This is a genomic window from Sphaerisporangium krabiense, from assembly GCF_014200435.1.
In the GTDB taxonomy this organism is placed as follows: domain Bacteria; phylum Actinomycetota; class Actinomycetes; order Streptosporangiales; family Streptosporangiaceae; genus Sphaerisporangium; species Sphaerisporangium krabiense.
Map to the genome: position 1 here is coordinate 1,018,525 of NZ_JACHBR010000001.1, position 16,815 is coordinate 1,035,339.

Below are 16,815 nucleotides of genomic sequence, written 5' to 3' on the forward strand. Positions count from 1 at the left end.
GCGGCCGCTCCGCCGATCAGGAGATCGCCGGAGCGGCCGCCGGGCCCGTGAAGGTCAGCGCCTGCCGTCGGGGCCCGCCGCCACGGTGGCGGCGGACGGCTCGGCCAGGGAATCGGGGAGCGGGTCGATCATCGAGTCCTGCTTGCGGCCGCGCAGGACCGTCGAGGCGAGCAGCAGTCCGACGACGATCAGGATCCCCATGAACACGGCGCCCGCGTTGATGGAGGACTCGGGGTACAGGACGGTGCCGTCGGGGGTGCGGGTCGCGAACTGCCCCATGATGACGAACAGGACGACCGGCGTGGTGCTGGCGAAGCCGCTGTAGCTCACCTGCACCATCCCGGCGATGGAGCCCTGCTTGTCGGCCGGGGCTCCGGCGATGACCAGACCGGGGATCGAGCCGTAGGCCAGGCCCGTGCCGGCGCCCAGGAACAGGGCGGCGACGAGGACCGGCAGGTAGTCACCGTGGTAGAAGCCGAGGAGCAGACCGCCCACGCCCAGGAGCAGCAGGCCGGTCCGCATCATGGTCGCGCCGCCCACACGGTTGAGCAGCTTGCCGACGACGACGCCCATGATCACCGTGGCCACCGCCTGCGGAGCGGTGACCGCCGCGAACTCCGACGCGGTCATCCCCAGGCCGTAGCCGAGCCTGGCCTCGCCCGGCGTCAAGCCGATCATGGCGGAGAGCGAGGAGGCGATGGCGGTCGATCCGTACGCCGTGGCGGCGGTCACCGCGGCGAGCACGATCGGCCGGCGGGTGAAGATCCGCAGGTCGACGAGGGGATCGGGGAAGTTCAGCGACCGCACGACGAACCCGGCCATGAGCGCCAGGCCGACGACGAACGCGCCGAGCGTGTTGACCGAGCCCCAGCCCCAGGTGCTGCCGAAGCTGATCCCCAGGAGCACGGTGCCGAGGCCGAAGCCCAGCATGCCGGCGCCGAGGAAGTCGACCCGCGCGGGGACGCGCAGCGGCGTCTCCTGGGTGGTCGCCAGCAGCAGCGGGGTGAGGATCGCCATCCACAGCACGTCGAAGGCGAACAGGCCGCGGAAGCCCCAGGTGTCGAGCAGCCACCCGATGAGGAACGGCGTGCCGATGGAGAACACGCCGGTGCCGGTCATCGTGACCGCGCTGGCCAGGGGCAGGATCCGCCGCGGGTACACATCACGCATCAGGGAGTAGCTCAGGAACATGGTGGGCAGCACGGCGCCCTGCAGCAGCCGGCCCGCGATGAGGACGCCGAAGGTCGGCGCCACGGTGGAGACGACCGAGCCGACGGTGCTCACCAGCAGGCAGGCGATCATCATCCGCCGCTTGCCGTGGATGTCGGCCAGCTTCCCCACCAGCGGGCAGAGGATGGCCCCGGAGAGAATGAAGCCGGTGAGGAGCCAGCCTCCCTGGTCGGTCTTGAAGTGGGTGGTGACGGCCGGCAGCGCCGTCGTGACCAGGCTGTAGCCCAGCGCGGTCCCTTCCAGGATCATGACCATCGTCACCGTGGAGAGGACGAGCCGTGGGGTCCACCCGCCCGCCTCCGCCCTTGTGTCTGTCGTACTCATCGTCTGGCCTCCAGAAGAACGTGGTGTTTCGTGGATCTCGGCGTGGCCGGGGATCCGGCTCCTCGCACGGGTCCCCGGCGGGGGGATGCGGTTCCTCCTTGGCACCGCGCGGACACCGTGGTGTCACGCACGTCTTACGGTTGGTGACGGACCGTCCCCGGCGTCGGGGAGCGGTCACCCGAGCCCGGCGCGCTCGCCGGGCCCGGGGAGATCATGGATGGATCGCGCCGGCCGGTTCTTTCAGGCCGTCGCGACGGCCCGTCCGGCGCGGCGGCCGAAGAAGGTGCTGTCGCCCAGCGAGGTGCCGCTGCAGTACCCCCAGGACGGGATTCCGCTGGTCGTCCGGCCCGCGGCGAACAGCCCGGGGATCGGGTCGCCCTCGGCGTTGAGGACCTCGCCCCGCGTCGAGGTGTGCAGCCCTCCGATGGTGAAGACCCCGTACGGCGCCTCCCGCAGGTCCAGCACGCCGTACGGCGGTTCGAGCGGCCGCAGCCACTGCGCCGCCTTGTGCCACTCGGGGTCCTCGCCCCGCTCGGCGCCGGCGTTGTACACCGCGACGGTGCCGGCGAGGACGCCGGGGGCGATGCCCATCTCCTTCTCCAGCTCGCCGAGGTCGTCGGAGACCCAGGTGGGCTGGACGACGTGCTCGGCCAGGCGCGCGGCCTCCTCGTTCGTCGTCTCGTCGTAGAGCAGGAACGCCTTGCGGTCCTGCTGGAACACCGTCGCCTGCCCCACCCGTCCGGGATAGGTGTCCTCGTTGATGAACCGGTGCCCGCGTCCGTTCAGCAGCAGGGACCGGTACAGCAGGGCGGGGTCGGCGGGAAAAGCGGCCAGCCCGGCGTCCATGTGCCGGACCGCCGCGCCGACCGCCTGGCCCATGCGGATGCCACGGCCGTCGTCGTTGTCGGTGCCGACCAGGAAGGTGCCGGTGGCCAGCCTCGGCGCGTGCTGGGACAGCATCGCCGGGTTCGCCGCGAAGCCGCCCGCCGCCAGGACGACCCCGCGCCTGGCCCGCACGAAGTAGCGCTCGCCGAAGGTGACGACCTCGGCTCCCACGACCCGCTCGCCGTCGACGACGAGCCGCTCGGCACGGGTGTTGTAGCGCACCTCGACCCCGGCGCGCTCCTGCGTCGCCGTCAGATTCTTGATCAGCATCCAGCCCGCGGACCGCTCGCCGGGCAGCTTGTCCTCCATGTGCACGATGTGGCCGCGGGGAGCGGGCGGGACCAGGCCGGCGAAGGGGTAGGCGTTCTCCCCGCCGGTGTACATCAGGCCGTACCCGGTCGGCGCCTCCCAGGACGGTTCCGTCCACAACTTGGGCACGAACGTGACGCCGCAGCGGACGAGCCAGTCGAAGTGCTCCAGGCTGCCCTCGCAGTAGACGGCGAGCTTGTCCTCGGCGGGGTCCGGCCCGGTGGCGAGCTTGAGGAAGGCGTACATCGCGTCCACGCTGTCCTCGAAGCCGCACGCCTTCTGCACGGAGGTCCCGCCGCCGAGGTAGATCTCGCCGCCGGACATGGCCGTGGCGCCGCCCCAGCCGCCCGCGGCGTCCACGACCAGGACCTCGGCCCCGGCCGCCACGGCCTCGATCGACGCGCTCGCTCCGGCGCACCCGTTCCCGGCGACCAGCACATCGGCCTCGGCGGCCCAGTGGTGGACCCGCGACACCGGCACCGGCGCGGTACTCGCCGTGCTCACGCGCTCCCCTCGCTTCCGGGTTCGGCGCCGCCGGTCGCGCGGGTCGGCGAATCAGTACCATCCGTGATCAATTTCGGTCTCCGTTCGGCATGGCCTCGCCCTTCACCGGTTGTGCACGGTGAGAGGCATCCTGTGCTGGCGCCGACGTTAAGAGCACAGTGGGATGAGTCACATGAGGCGTCCCGATGAGCGGGACCACGCCGTGCGAAGTCCGTAACACGGGGCCTGTCCTCCGGCGACGCCGGCCGCCGGCCGCCTGCCCGGCGAACCCGCGCGTCCTGCTGAGCGGGACGACCTCAGGAGCGTCGCGAGCCCGTTGATTACCGTCCGGTTACCCGAAAGAGCACGCTCTCCGGAGCCCGGAGGGCCGATGCGGACGGAAGTGACGATGCCGTCATCCCCCCAACGATATGACCGGCAGACCGATGTGCTGGTCCTCGGCGCGGGCGCGGCGGGTCTCGCCGCCGCCATCTCCGCCCGCGAGGCCGGCGCCGAGGTCCTGATCCTGGAGAAATGCCCGCCCGAAACCGCGGGCGGCAACACCCGCGTGTCGGGCGGAAGCTGGTTCGAGAACCTCGACGCGGACCAGGCCGCGACCTATCTGCGCAGCCTGTGCGGGGACTTCCCGCTACCCGAGGCGGTCCTCAGGACCTGGGCGGAGGAGACACGGCACACCACCGGGTGGCTGCGGAGCCTCGGCGCGAACGTGGCCGTGAACGGCGCCTACACCCCGGAGTTCCCGCACCTCGACGGCGCGGACTGCTACGGCGGCTACCGCAGCGTGGACGGCAGGATGGGCGACCAGCTCCTGTACCGGTTCCTGGTCGACGCGGCGCTCGCCCACGGCGCCGAGATCCGGTACGCCACGCCCGGCCGGGAGTTGGTCCTCGACGGCGGGGCGGTGACGGGCGTGCTCGCCGAGTCCGCGGACGGGCCGCTGCGGGTGCGGGCCAGGACCGGCGTGGTGCTGGCGACCGGCGGGTTCGAGAACGACCCCGCCATGGTCCGCGACTACCTGCGGCTGGCGCCGTGCCCGGTCTGGGGCACCCCGGCGGCCACGGGTGACGGGCATCGGATGGCGCAGAAGGCCGGGGCCGACCTGTGGCACATGGGCAACATGACCGCGTTCAGCGGCATCCGCGTGCCCGGCTCGGAAACCGGGTTCTTCCTGGCGCCGCCCGCGGCGGGCCACATCTGGGTCGCGCCCGACGGGCGGCGCTTCGTCGACGAGGCCCCGGCGCTCGGCGGCCACGGCCAGCACCGGATCCGGGGCCGGGACGAGCTGCACCCGGCGCAGCCGGCGTACGTCGTCTTCGACGAGCGCACCCGCCGCGCCGGGCCGCTGTGCCCGCCCCGCACCTACCTTCCGGTCGGCTGGAAGGTGCTCATGGAGGGGTACGACTGGAGCCCCGACAACCAGGCCGAGATCGACCGCGGCTGGATCCGGCGCGCCGAGACCGTCGAAGGGCTGGCCGCCGAGCTGGGCATCGCCCCGGAGGTCCTCGCCGAGACGGTCCGCGACTGGAACGCGGCCTGCGCCGCCGGCTACGACGCCCGGTTCGGCCGCCGTCCGGAGAGCCTCACCCCGCTGGACCAGGGCCCCTACTACGCGTTCGAGCTGGCCCCGCTGCTGGGCTGGACCAGCGGCGGGCCGCGCAGGGACGAGCGCTGCCGGGTCCTGGACCCGTTCGGCGCGGCCATCCCCGGCCTGTACGCGGCGGGGTCGGTGAGCTCCACCTACAGCTGGGCGAAGGACGGCGGGTTCCACATCGCCGACGCGCTCGCCTTCGGACGGGTCGCCGGCCGCACGGCCGCCGCTCCGTCCGCCGACCTGAACGATCTGGAGGAGATCAATGCCGGTTGAGTGGGATGAGACGGCCGACGTCTGCGTCGTGGGCTCCGGAGGCGCCGCGCTGACGGCGGCCTACACCGCGGCGGCGAACGGGGCGCGCACCCTGGTGCTGGAGAAGACCGGGTACTTCGGCGGCACCAGCGCCTACTCGGGGTCGTGCCTGTGGCTGCCCGGCAACCACGTCCTGCGCCGGGCGGGCGTCGAGGACAGCGTGGCGCGGGGTCTTGAGTACTTCCGGGCCGTCGTCGGCGACCGCACCCCGGCGGCGCTGCAGGAGGCGTACGTGTCGACGGCGCCCGAGCTGGTGGAGTTCCTGGACCGCGACCCGGTGCTGGAGTTCGAGTTCCTGCCGTTCCCCGACTACTTCACGGCTCCGGGGCACGCCCCCGGCGGCCGGGGGATCGTCCCCAAGCCGCTGCCCGCGGCCGAGCTCGGCGACAGGCTCGGCCAGGTGCGCCCGCCGGTCTCGGTCGACCAGTACGGCGTGGCACAGGACCGGGAGACGCTGACCGGGGGTCAGGCCCTCATCGGGCGGCTGCTGCTCGCCCTGGACCGCACCGGGAACGCCACCATGCGGACCGGGACGCGGATGCGGTCGCTGGTGGTCGAGGACGGCCGGGTCGCCGGTGTGGAGGTGGAGCACGAGGGCCGCACCCTGTTCGTCCGCGCGGAACGCGGCGTGATCCTGGCCGCCGGCGGGTTCGAGCGCGACGCGGAGCTGCGGCGCGAGCTGCAGGGCCTGCCCGGCGCGGACTGGTCCTCGGCGGCGCCCGGTTCGAACACCGGGGACGCGCTCGCCGCGCTCCGGGCGGCCGGCGCCGCGATCGACCTCACCGACGAGTCGTGGTGGTGCCCGGCCGTGCTGTTCCCCAACGGCCACGCCGCCTTCACCCTGGGCCTGCGTGGAGGCGTCTTCGTGAACGCCGCGGGCGAGCGCTTCGCCAACGAGTCCCTGCCGTATGACCGGATGGGCCACGAGATCCGCGCCGGTCACGCCACCGGCGTGTCGCACCTGCCGGTCTGGTGGATCTTCGACGCCCGCTTCACGAGCACCCCGGGGATCACCCAGCCCGCGCCCGATCCCGGGACGTTCCAGGCGGCCGGCCTGTGGCGCACCGCCGGCACCCTCACCGGTCTCGCCGAGCTGATCGGCGTGCCCGCCGACGTGCTCGGCAAGACCGTCACCCGGTTCAACGGGTTCGCCGCCTCCGGCGTGGACGCCGACTTCCACCGCGGCGAGGCCCCCTACGACCGGTTCTTCGCGGCCGGTGACGGCCCGAACCCCTCCCTCGTCCCGATCGACCGGGCCCCGTTCCACGCGGTGCAGGTCGTGCTCGGCGACCTCGGCACCAAGGGCGGCGCCCGGATCGGCGTGGACGCGCAGGTGCTCGGCGAGGACGGCGCCGCGATCCCCGGCCTGTACGCCGTCGGCAACTCGGCCGCCTCGGTCGCCGGGCACGTCTACCCGGGCCCCGGCGTCCCGCTCGGCTCCGGGATGACCTTCGGGTACCGCGCCGTCAACCGGATCCTGGCGGAGACCCGATGAGCACCGAGAAGATCACCGGCGCCGTCGTCCGTTACCTGGACGCCGTGGCGAACGGAACCGCGGACGACATCGCGGCGTGCTACGCGCCGGACGGGACGCTGGAGGACCCGGTGGGCAGCGAGCCCCGCCGGGGCCACGCCGCGATCCGCGAGTTCTACGCGGGACTGGCGGGCGCACGGCGGCGCACCGAGCTGCTGGCCATCCGGGTCGCCGGCGACAGCGCCGCCTTCCACTTCCATGTGCGGACCGAGCTGGCGGACCAGACGTTCGAGGTCGAGCCGATCGACGTGATGACCTTCGACGAGGAGCAGCGGATCACCAGCATGCGGGCGTTCTGGAGCCCCGGCGACATGCGGGTGGCGCGGTGACCGCCCGGCGGCGGTGAGGCGGGCTCGTCCCGCGAAGAAGCCCGGCACGTCCGCGAGCCGGGCTTCGGCTCGCCGCGCGCCGGGCTTCTCCGTCGCCGTGGAGAGGGCGGTCAGGTCGTCGCGGGGCGGGTTCCCGGCCGTCCGGGGTGGACGGCGGACCTGCCGTCAGACCAGTTGGTCCTCCACGGTGAGGCCGAACTCGCCCTTGCCGTACATGACCAGGGCGCGTTCGACGTCGTTGGCGACGTGCACGCTGCCCGCGTGCGCGTCCCGCCAGGCCCGCTCGATGGGGTTGCCGCGGGCGAGCGAGTTGCCCCCGGCGGTCTTGAAGAGGATGTCGACCGCCTCCAGCGCCCGCTCGGTGGCGCGGACCTGGTCCCTGCGGACGCGCAGCCGCAGCTCCATCGGGATCCGCTCCCCCCGGGCGGCGTGCCGGTACACCTCGCGCAGGTTGTGGTCGGTCTGCAGCACCGCGGCGTCGATCTCCGAGGCGGCCCTGGCCACCGCGACCTGGGCGAACGCGTCCTCGGCGAACCGGCCGCCGCCCAGGCTGAGACGCACCCGGTCGCGCATGGCGGTGACGTAGGCCCGGTAACACCCGGCCGCGACGCCGACGACGGGAGCGGTGACCGCGTTGGTGAAGACGCTGCCGAACGGCATCCGGTAGAGCGGGCCGGTGTTCACCTTCTGCCCGGGGCCGCGCAGCCGCGCCTGCTCGTGGCCGCGCAGGACCCGGTGCCCGGGCACGAACGCCCGCTCGACGATGATGTCGTTGCTGGCGGTGCCGCGCAGCCCGACCACGTCCCACACGTCCTCGATGGCGTAGTCCGCGCGGGGGACGAGCGCGGTCATGAAGTCCACCGGCCTGCCGTGGCTCTCCACCACCAGGCCGCCGACCAGCGCCCACGACGCGTACTCGCAGCCGGAGGAGAAGCGCCACCGGCCGGAGAGCTCGTACCCGCCCTCCACCGGGACGAGCCGCCCGACGGGGGCGTAGGAGGAGGACACGAGCGCGTCCTGATCCGGGCCCCACACCTCCTCCTGCGCGGCCGGGTGGAACAGGCCGAGCTGCCACGGGTGGACGCCGAGCACGGAGACCACCCAGCCCGTGGAGCCGCAGGCCGCGGAGATCTCCCGGACGACCCGGAAGAAGTCGGCGGGCTCGCGCTCGGCGCCGCCGTGCCTTCTGGGCTGAAGCATCCGGAAGACCCCGGTGCCGAGCAGTTCCCGGATCGACTCCCGCGGCACCCGCCGGTTCTCGTCCGCAGACGCGGCACGCGCCGCGATGCCCGGCAGCAGCGCGCGGACCGCCGCCAGGACGTCGTCGCCCTCCGGCGGGACGCGTCCCCCACGACGGTCCCGCACGTGTGCCGCGCCCGCGCTCATCGCCGTGCCGCGAGGGCGACCGCGATCTCGATGAGCTGGTCCTCCTGGCCGCCGACGAGCTTGCGGCGCCCGGCCTCGATGAGGATCTCGGCGCCCGACACGCCGTACTTCCTCGCCTGGCGGTCGGCGTGCTTGAGGAAGCTGGAGTAGACCCCGGCGTACCCCATGGTGAGCGACAGCCGGTCGAGCAGGCACTCGCCGTCCATGACGGGCCGGACGACGTCCTCGGCGGCGTCGATGATCTTCAGGGTGTCGACGCCGGTGCGGATGCCGAGCTTCTCGGCGACCGCGACGAAGCCCTCCACCGGCGTGTTGCCGGCGCCCGCGCCGAACCTCCGCGTCGAGCCGTCGATCTGCAGCGCCCCCGCCCGCACGGCGATCACCGAATTGGCCACGCCGAGGCCGAGGTTCTCGTGGCCGTGGAAGCCGACCTGGGCGTCGGAGCCGAGCTCGGCCACGAGCGCGGCGATCCGGTCGCCGGTCTCCTCCATGATCAGCGCGCCGGCCGAGTCGACGACGTACACGCACTGGCATCCGGCGTCGGCCATGATGCGGGCCTGCCGGGCCAGGACCTCGGGCGGCTGGCTGTGCGCCATCATCAGGAACCCGACCGTCTCCAGGCCGAGCCGCCTGGCCAGGCCGAAGTGCTGGACGGAGATGTCGGCCTCGGTGCAGTGGGTGGCGATCCTGCAGATGCTCGCGCCGTTGTCGGCGGCCTCGCGGATGTCGTCCTGCAGTCCCAGTCCGGGCAGCATCAGGAACGCGATCCGCGCGCGCTTCGCCGTCGCCACCGCGGCCTTGATCAGTTCCTGCTCGGGGGTGTGGCTGAAGCCGTAGTTGAACGACGAGCCGCCGAGCCCGTCGCCGTGGGTGACCTCGATCACCGGCACGCCCGCGTCGTCGAGCGCGGCGACGATGGACCGGACGTGCTCGACCGTGAACTGGTGCTGCTTGGCGTGCGAGCCGTCGCGCAGCGACGAGTCGGTGATCCGGATGTCGAGGTCGGCGCTGTAAGGCATGGAATGGATCCCCCTGGGACTAGGAGCGCTCGGCGAGCAGGCGCCGCGCGAGGCCTTCGCCGACCTTGGCGGCGGCGGCGGTCATGATGTCGAGGTTGCCGGAGTACGGCGGGAGGAAGTCGCCCGCGCCCTCGACCTCGATGAACACGGCGACCCTGGCGAGCCCGCCGCTCACCGGCGTGGGGTCGTCGAACTGCGGCTCGGCGCGCAGCCGGTATCCGGGCACGTACGACGCCACGACGGCGGCCATCTCCTTGATCGAGGTCGCGATGGCCTCGCGGTCGGCGTCGGGCGGGATGGCGCAGAACACGGTGTCCTGCATGAGCATCGGCGGCTCCGCCGGGTTGAGGATGATGATGGCCTTGCCCTTGCGCGCGCCGCCGATCGTCTCGATGCCCCGCGCGGTGGTGCGGGTGAACTCGTCGATGTTGGCCCGCGTGCCGGGGCCCGCCGACGGCGAGGCCACGCTGGCGACGATCTCCGCGTAGGCCACCTCGGTCACCCGGGAGACAGAGTGCACGATCGGGATCGTCGCCTGGCCGCCGCAGGTGATCAGGCTGACGTTGGGCGTGTCGAGGTGCGCCCCGAGGTTGACCGCGGGCACCACCGCCGGGCCGAGCGCGGCCGGGGTCAGGTCGACGGCGGGGATGCCGAGCGCCTCGTACTTGGGCGCGTTCTCCTTGTGCACGTACGCGGAGGTCGCCTCGAACACGATGTCGGGCCGCACGGTCTCGGCGAGCAGCCGGTCGACGCCATCGGCCGAGGCGATCAGGCCCGCCTCGCCGGCCCGCTTGAGGCCGGGACTGTCCGGATCGATGCCGATCATCCAGCGCGGCTCGATGACGTCGGAACGGAGCAGCTTGTACATCAGGTCGGTCCCGATGTTGCCCGAACCCACGATCGCGGCGGTCGCCTTGGTCACGGTGTCACCTTCATTCGAATCGAGCGGTCACGGAGCCGAGCCCGGCGAACTCGGCGCGGAAGACGTCGGCGGCGCGCGCGTCGACGGCCCGGGTGCAGGACCCGGGGAGGATGACGTGCCCGGCTTCGAGCTTCACGCCGAAGGAGGCCACCTTCCTGGCCAGCCAGGCGACGGCGGTGGTGGGGTCGCCGAGCACGGCGCTGGTGTTGCCCCTGGTGATCTCGGCGTCCCCGGCGTACAGCACGACGTCGATGTCGGCGATGTCCATGCCCGCGGCCGTCAGCTCGGCCGGGCTCATCCGGGCCTCGCCGAGGATCACGCCGGCCGAGGAGGCGTTGTCGGCGATCGTGTCGGCCAGGCGGATCCGCCAGTCCCGGACACGGCTGTCGATCAGTTCGATGCTCGGCACGACGTACTCGGTGGCGGCGAGCACGTCCTCCTCGGTGCACCCTTCACCGGGGAGGCTCGCGCCGAGCACGTAGCCGATCTCTACCTCGATGCGGGGGTAGCAGTACCGCCCGGCCGGGATCGGCGCGTCCTCAGGCAGCACCATCGTGTCGAGCAGATGGCCGTAGTCGGGCTCGTCCACCCCCATCATCCGCTGCATCACCGGGGACGAGAGCCCCACCTTGTGCCCGTACACCCGGGCCCCGGCGGCGAGGCGGCGGCGGATGTTGATGAGCTGGATCTCGTAGGCGTCCACCACGTCGATGCCGGGGAAGGCATTGGTCGGCGGTTCGATCGGCACGCGGTCCCGCTCGGCCTCCCAGAGCCGTTCGGCCACGGACGCGCGTTGCGTCCCATCCAGCATCAGGTCCTCCTGCGGTCGTGTCCCGCGTCCGCGCCGGGGCGGAGCGGGTGGTCGATGGCGACGGGGCTCACCCGTCGTAAGTGATCTTGATGTGGTCGCTGACCGGGGTGGCCTGGCAGGACAGGGTCAGCCCGTCGGCGAGGTCCTGGTCGTCGAGGATCGAGTTGCGCTCCAGCGCCACCTCGCCCTCCAGCAGGACACAGGCGCAGGCGCTGCACGACCCTTCGCGGCACGAGTACGGCGCCTCCATGCCGGCCGCCAGCATCACGTCGAGCAGCTTGGCGTCCTTCGGCCAGGCCAGCGTCCGCTTCTCGCCGTCGAGCTCGACCTCCACGGTGCTGCCGGGGCCCGAGGGGTCGATCACCGGCTCGGGCGCGGCGAACGGGTCGGCGGCCAGCGACTCGAAACGCTCGACGTTGACCCGCCGCCGCGGCACGCCGAGGCCGGTGAGCACCTGGACGGCGAGGTCCATGAACGGGCCGGGGCCGCAGACGAACGCCTCCCGGCCGGCGTACGGCCGGGTGAGCGCGGCGAGGGCGGCCGGGGCGGGCAGGCCCTGCACCGACTCCAGCCAGTGGACGACGGTGAGCCGCTCGCCGTGCTCGGCGCTCAGCGCGATCAGCTCGTCGCGGAAGATCACCGAGCTCTCGTCCCGGTTGGCGTACACCAGGGCGACCGCGCCGGTCCCGGCGCGCAGGCACGACTTGAGGATCGACATGACCGGGGTGATGCCGCTGCCGCCGGCCAGCAGCAGCAGGTCCTCGTCCAGCGAGGCGGGGACGAACGTGCCCGCCGGGCGCAGCACCTCCAGCACGTCGCCCTCGGTGACGTGGTCGCAGATCCAGTTGGACCCGTAGCCGCCCCGGGTGCGCTTCACCGTCACCTTGAGCTTCTCGTCGCACAGCGGGGAGCTGCTCAGGGAGTAGCAGCGCGCCGCGCCCTCCGGACGGGTGGTCGGCACCCGGATGGTGAGGAACTGGCCCGGCCGGTAGCCGAAGCGGGCGTGGTCGCCGTCGGCGGGTTCCAGCACCAGCGAGTGCGCGTCGGCGGTCTCCCTGATGACCTCGACGACGCGGGCCCGCAGTGTTCCCGCCCTGGTCACGTCCGGGACTCCGCGGCGGCGGTACGGGACCGCAGGGCGGCGTGCCGGGCGGCGATGTACCCGAACACGATGGAGGGGCCGATCGTCGCGCCGGGACCGGCGTACTCGTTGCCCATGACCGAGGCGGAGGTGTTGCCGGTGGCGTACAGCCCCTCGATGACCGAGCCGTCGGGCCGCAGCACCCGGCTGTGCTCGTCGCAGACCAGCCCGCCCTTGGTGCCGAGGTCGCCGGCCTCGACGCGGAAGGCGTAGAACGGCGCCTTGTCGATCACGTCCAGGTTCGGGTTCTTCAGGGTGGGGTCGCCGTAATAGCGGTCGTAGGCGCTGTCGCCGCGGCCGAAGTCCTCGTCCTTGCCCGCCCTGGCGAACCCGTTGAACCGCTCGACGGTCTCGGTCAGCGCGCCGGCCGGGACGCCGATCTTGCCGGCCAGCCCGGCGAGCGTGTCCGCCCGGAAGGCCACGCCCTTGTCGTAGAAGGCGTCCGGGATCGGCATCCCGGGGAGGATCTGCGCGAACGGGTACCGCGCCCGGGCCTTGGCGTCCATCACGAACCACACGGGCACGTGCCCGCCGTCGAGCTGGTCGTGCACGAAGTTGACGTACGGAGAGGACTCGTTGGTGAACCGCCGCCCCTCCGAGGACACGATGACCGACGGCGGGATGCACCGCTCCGACACCAGCGGGATGACCGCGCCCGCCGGGTGCCGCACGGCGGGCATCCACCAGGCGTCGTCCATCAGGCCGAGGGCCGCGCCGGCCCGCTCCCCCGCCAGGATGCCGTCGCCGGTGTTCTCCGCGGCGCCCATGCCGAAGTCGGCCTGGCCGCCGTAGGGCAGGTACTTGTCGCGCATCTCCTGGTTGTGGTCGAAACCTCCGGTCGCCAGCAGCACGCCGTACCTGCCGCGGATCCGGACGGTCTCGCCGTCGCGCCGGGCGACGATGCCGGTGACGACACCGTCCTCGACGACGAGCTCGGTCATCGGCGTCCGCAGCCACAGCGGGATCCGCGCGTCCTTCAGGACCATCCGCAGCCGGGCGACGAGCGCGCGTCCGCCGGTGGACATGTGGCGGCGGCGGACCAGGTTCGAGGAGACCCGCCAGGCGGCCACGACCGTCGTCCAGCGGCCGCGCCAGGTTCGCTTGACCATGGCCAGGTCGTGGTAGTCCTTGCTGGTGACCCACAGGCCCAGCGGGCCCTTCATGCCGTTGGGGCGCTGGTACTTCTCGTCCTCGCCCAGCGCCCGGGTGTCGAAGGGCACCGGCTCGATGGACCGGCCGAGCGGCCTGCCGCCCTCCAGCTCGGGGTGGTAGTCGGCGTATCCCTTGGTCCAGAAGAACCGCATCCACTTGCTCTTGGCGAGCAGTTCCATCGCGGCGGGCCCGTTGTCCACGAACGCGTCGAGCCGGGCCGCGGGGATCCTGCCCTCGGTCAGCAGGTCGAGGTAGCGGCGGATGGACTCGCGGCTGTCGTCATGGCCCTTGGCCCGCAGGGTGGGGTTGTTGGGAATCCAGACGCCGCCACCGGAGATCCCGGTGCTGCCGCCGAAGACGGCGCCCTTCTCGACCACCACGGCGGACAGGCCGGCGTCGTGCGCGGTGAGCGCGGCCGTCATGCCACCGCCGCCACTGCCGACGACGACGAGGTCGAACTCGTGGTCCCAGCCGCTCACCGCTCGGCCTTCCGGGTGAGGAAGGACAGGACGACGCTCTCCCAGGCGGCCTTCTGCTCGATCATCGCCCAGTGGCCGCAGTCGGGGAAGATGTGCAGCTCGACGTCGGGGATGGCCCGCATCGGCAGGATCGCCATGTCGACCGGGCTGACGCGGTCGTCGCGGCCCCAGGTGATCAGCGTCTTGGCCTTGATCTTGTGCAGCATCGCCCAGTACGGCGGCGTGTCCGAGACGGCCGCGGCCGCCATGGCGGCGGTGAACGCCGCCCTGCCGTACATCCGGCGGGCACTGGCCAGCGTGGCCGGTTCGGTGGCCAGCGCCCAGCGCTCCTCGATCAGCTCCTCGGTGATCAGGGACCGGTCGTAGACCATGGAATGCAGCCACTGGACGAGCCGCTCGCGGGTGGGGGCGTCGGTGAACTCCATCAGCAGCTCGATGCCCTCACCGGGCGACGGGCTGAACAGGTTCCTGCCGACGCCGCCGATCGTGACCAGCCGGCGCACGCGGTCGGGATGGGCGATCGCCACCTGGGCGCCGACCCCGCCGCCCATGGAGTTGCCGATCACGTCCACCTGCCGCAGCCCGAGTCCGTCGAGGAAGGGGACGACCGCGGCCTGGGCGGCCACCGCGGGATGCAGGTCGGTGGGGTGGCTGACCCCGAAACCGGGGAACTCCAGGACCAGGCAGCGGAAACGCTCGGCCAGGACCGCGAGGTTGCCGCGGAAGTTCCGCCACCCTGTGACTCCGGGTCCCGAACCATGCAGAAGCAGCAGCGGCGGGCCGTCGCCGGCCTCGTGGTAGCGCAGCACACCCTGGTCGGTCGCAAGTTCCCGCGCCGTCGAATCATAGGTCAGCTCGGTGAGCATTCGTCCGTCCCGTTCATCGGAGTATCGGCTTCGGGGAAGGTAGCCCGCGGAGCCGGGCGAACGGGGCGTCCCTCCCGATGAGTGAGACCCGGCCCGCTCCCCGCCCGGAACGGGGCCGCGACACCGGACGGCGCGCGACGGCACTTCCGCTCAGCGGGATCCGGCCCGGATGGGGCGCCCGATGGCCCGTAACTTCGTCACCCCGGGCCGCCGATGGGGCGGCGTCCGACGTTTCCCGAGGTGAACCACATGACAGCCGAGCCCGCGCTCGTTGTGGAGGCTAACGGCGTGACCCCTCCAGACCCCACGGAGATGCGGCGGGCGATGAGCCTGTTCGCGAGCGGCGTGACGGTCATCACCGGCATCGACGAGGGAGAGCCGGTGGGATTCGCGTGCCAGTCGTTCGCGTCGGTGTCGCTCGAACCGCCGCTGATCCTGTTCTGCGCCGGGCACGGGAGCCGGACCTGGCCCAGGATCAGGAAGTCCGGACGGTTCACCGTGAACGTGCTCGGCGAAGACCAGACCGACCTGTGCGCCCGGTTCGGCTCCGGCGCGGGCAGGAAGTACGACGGGCTCGACTGGGAGACGTCCCGCTGGGGCACTCCGGTGTTGCCCGGCGCGCTGCTGCGCGTGCACGCCGAGGTCGGCGACGTGCACACCGCCGGGGACCACGATGTCGTGATCGGCCGGGTGCTGGAGGTCGAGCGGGGCGCCGAACGGCGTCCCCTGGTGTTCTACCGCGGCCGGTTCGGTGTCGACCACGACGGGGACGCCGATCAGGCGCTGTTCGCTCCCGGCCTGTGGGGCTGGGCGGACCACTGGGACTGGAACCGCGTGGGCCAGGGGGAGTGAACCGGCCGTGCCTCACAGCCAGCCGTCGGCGCCGCCCATGCTGAGCCAGCGGTTCATGGTCTCCGTCGACCAGGTCCGGCCCGGCACCCGGGTGGCCTGACGGGAACGTCCCCGCTGGTCGTCCTCACAGGAGAAGAGGGCGAGCGACGCCTGCCGGGCGGCGTCCACCACCAACGGGGCGACGTTCTCCAGCGGCGTCTGGCTGTCGCCGACGAGAGAGATGCTCGCCACGGGGCCCTCCTGGCCGCGGATCGCCGCGGCCGCGCAGGCGATGGCGGGGAAGCTCTCGCCGCGTTCGAAGGCCAGCCCTTGGCGCCGCCGGATGCGGTGGAGTTCCTGGTGCAGGGTGCCGATGTCGCCGATCGTCCGGCTGGTGAGCCGGCTGATCCTGTCGCGGACCAGTTCCTCGACCCGCTCGGGCTCCAGCCAGGCGAGGATCGCCTTGCCCAGCGCGGTGGAGTGCGCCGGGGCCCGGCCGCCGACGCGTGAGGGCACGGCGAGGGCGAAGCGCCCGCCGACCTTGTCCAGGTAGAAGACCTCCGGGCCGTCCAGGACCGCGAGGTGGACCACCATGCCGGTTCTCATCTGCAGGTCGTGCAGCAGCGGCGCGGCGGCCTCGCGGATCTCCCCGTGGCTGCCGTCGCCACCGCCGAGCCCGAGGGCCCGCTTGCCCAGGCTGTAGCCGGAGGAGGTGTGCTCCAGCCACTGGAGTCGTACGAGTTGGTCGAGGATGCGATGCGCCGTCGAGCGCGGCAGGTGCGTGCACCGGGCCACGTCCTCCAGCGTGAGGTGGGTGAAACGTCCATCGAACGCGTCGATGATCAGCGTCATCCGCTCGACCATCGACGGCGGGAGCTCTCGCCGCGCGGACGTCGCTTGGCCTGGCTCGGCAGAGAGAGCGGTCATCACATCTCCCCAGAACTGAAATGAATTCTTGTTTTGAATGTAGCAACGAGATGGACATCAGGGAAGAGAGTGAAGAAGATCACAGAAAGCGAGCTTTCGCCGGATTCGTCCCTAGTCGTGAGCTGCCAACCGCACCCGCCTGCACCCGAGAGGAGTTCCGGGTGGCGGGAAGCGCCCCGCCACGCCGCCTGGGGACGTGTTCCACTGAACTGAATGGGATTCAAGCCATGTGTAACATCCACCCGGTAGTGCGTCAACGGACA

At 72.3% G+C, this 16,815-nt stretch carries 14 protein-coding genes; 4 read left to right on the forward strand and 10 right to left on the reverse strand.

What is annotated here, in order from left to right; all coding sequences use genetic code 11:
- Positions 1–54: 54 nt before the first annotated feature.
- Together BJ981_RS04375 and BJ981_RS04380 are read right to left on the reverse strand one after the other, a co-directional pair.
- Complete coding sequence (locus BJ981_RS04375) at positions 55–1,554, reverse strand: MFS transporter (RefSeq protein ID WP_184608432.1); 1,500 nt, start codon at positions 1,552–1,554, stop codon at positions 55–57.
- Between the two features lie 240 nt (positions 1,555–1,794).
- The gene (locus BJ981_RS04380; protein ID WP_184608433.1) at positions 1,795–3,252 is read right to left on the reverse strand and encodes an FAD-dependent oxidoreductase; all 1,458 of its coding nucleotides are present in this window, start codon (positions 3,250–3,252) and stop codon (positions 1,795–1,797) included.
- A 388-nt stretch (positions 3,253–3,640) separates the two neighbouring features.
- Between BJ981_RS04380 and BJ981_RS04385 the strand changes: the two genes are divergently transcribed.
- The 3 genes from BJ981_RS04385 to BJ981_RS04395 are packed head-to-tail and all read left to right on the forward strand — an operon-like array spanning position 3,641 to position 7,018.
- A complete protein-coding gene (locus BJ981_RS04385) occupies positions 3,641–5,116 on the forward strand; it encodes an FAD-dependent oxidoreductase (protein WP_184608434.1) in 1,476 nt (491 codons plus the stop codon).
- On the forward strand, positions 5,106–6,650 hold the full coding sequence (locus BJ981_RS04390) for an FAD-dependent oxidoreductase (protein WP_184608435.1): 1,545 nt from the start codon (positions 5,106–5,108) through the stop codon (positions 6,648–6,650). Before BJ981_RS04385 ends, BJ981_RS04390 begins: the two co-directional genes overlap by 11 nt.
- Positions 6,647–7,018: a nuclear transport factor 2 family protein gene (locus BJ981_RS04395; protein ID WP_184608436.1), complete on the forward strand. Its 372-nt coding sequence runs from the start codon at positions 6,647–6,649 to the stop codon at positions 7,016–7,018. The genes BJ981_RS04390 and BJ981_RS04395 overlap by 4 nt, the downstream gene beginning before the upstream one ends.
- Positions 7,019–7,183: 165 nt before the next feature.
- On the opposite strand, the gene hsaA is transcribed toward BJ981_RS04395, so the two are convergent.
- The 7 genes from hsaA to BJ981_RS04430 all read right to left on the reverse strand — a co-directional run bounded on the left by hsaA (position 7,184) and on the right by BJ981_RS04430 (position 14,794).
- Complete coding sequence (gene hsaA / locus BJ981_RS04400) at positions 7,184–8,383, reverse strand: 3-hydroxy-9,10-secoandrosta-1,3,5(10)-triene-9,17-dione monooxygenase oxygenase subunit (RefSeq protein ID WP_239139471.1); 1,200 nt, start codon at positions 8,381–8,383, stop codon at positions 7,184–7,186.
- 17 nt (positions 8,384–8,400) lie between these two features.
- Complete coding sequence (gene dmpG / locus BJ981_RS04405; RefSeq protein ID WP_184608438.1) at positions 8,401–9,423, reverse strand: 4-hydroxy-2-oxovalerate aldolase; 1,023 nt, start codon at positions 9,421–9,423, stop codon at positions 8,401–8,403.
- Positions 9,424–9,442: 19 nt separating this feature from the next.
- Positions 9,443–10,345, reverse strand: coding sequence for an acetaldehyde dehydrogenase (acetylating) (locus BJ981_RS04410; RefSeq protein ID WP_184608439.1), 903 nt, complete (start codon positions 10,343–10,345; stop codon positions 9,443–9,445).
- Between the two features lie 10 nt (positions 10,346–10,355).
- A complete protein-coding gene (locus tag BJ981_RS04415; protein WP_184608440.1) occupies positions 10,356–11,156 on the reverse strand; it encodes a 2-keto-4-pentenoate hydratase in 801 nt (266 codons plus the stop codon).
- Positions 11,157–11,223: 67 nt separating this feature from the next.
- Positions 11,224–12,258, reverse strand: a complete 1,035-nt coding sequence (locus BJ981_RS04420) for a ferredoxin--NADP reductase (RefSeq protein WP_184608441.1) — start codon at positions 12,256–12,258, stop codon at positions 11,224–11,226.
- Positions 12,255–13,928, reverse strand: coding sequence for an FAD-binding protein (locus BJ981_RS04425; RefSeq protein WP_184608442.1), 1,674 nt, complete (start codon positions 13,926–13,928; stop codon positions 12,255–12,257). Before BJ981_RS04425 ends, BJ981_RS04420 begins: the two co-directional genes overlap by 4 nt.
- Positions 13,925–14,794, reverse strand: a complete 870-nt coding sequence (locus tag BJ981_RS04430; protein ID WP_184608443.1) for an alpha/beta fold hydrolase — start codon at positions 14,792–14,794, stop codon at positions 13,925–13,927. The genes BJ981_RS04425 and BJ981_RS04430 overlap by 4 nt, the downstream gene beginning before the upstream one ends.
- A gap of 249 nt (positions 14,795–15,043) precedes the next feature.
- Between BJ981_RS04430 and BJ981_RS04435 the strand changes: the two genes are divergently transcribed.
- On the forward strand, positions 15,044–15,646 hold the full coding sequence (locus BJ981_RS04435; RefSeq protein ID WP_204070468.1) for a flavin reductase family protein: 603 nt from the start codon (positions 15,044–15,046) through the stop codon (positions 15,644–15,646).
- Between the two features lie 12 nt (positions 15,647–15,658).
- Here the strand turns inward: BJ981_RS04435 and BJ981_RS04440 are convergent, their stop codons facing one another.
- Entirely contained in the window at positions 15,659–16,552 is an 894-nt protein-coding gene (locus tag BJ981_RS04440; RefSeq protein WP_204070467.1) for an IclR family transcriptional regulator, read from the reverse strand.
- Positions 16,553–16,815: the final 263 nt, after the last annotated feature.